The sequence below is a fragment of the Halovibrio sp. HP20-59 genome (assembly GCF_033052795.2).
Taxonomy (GTDB): domain Bacteria; phylum Pseudomonadota; class Gammaproteobacteria; order Pseudomonadales; family Halomonadaceae; genus Vreelandella.
On sequence record NZ_JAWJUW020000165.1, the window covers coordinates 1 to 241 of the forward strand.

Sequence of the window (241 nt, forward strand, 5' to 3'; positions counted from 1 at the left end):
GCAGCACGCGCATCGCCATGAAGCATCTCGCCCCGCCCGCAACTTTCATGGTGATCACCTCCATCTTCTGCGCCGTGCTGGCTGCTTGCGGCGGTGGTGGGGCCGAAAAAACCATCGCGTCGGCCATCTCCACCCCAGTCACCGAAGTCGTCTCAGGCGCCGCCGCCAGCGCTGCTGCCGACCCAGCCAGCGCAGCGGCCAGTGCTGCGGCCTCCAGCCCCGCGATGGCTGTCGCACTGGG

Annotated in this window: 1 protein-coding gene; it reads left to right on the plus strand. The window is 68.9% G+C overall.

The window, feature by feature from the left end:
• Positions 1–50: 50 nt before the first annotated feature.
• The coding region (locus RZA33_RS19750; RefSeq protein WP_322976234.1) for a hypothetical protein at positions 51–241 on the plus strand (191 nt) is incomplete at its 3' end.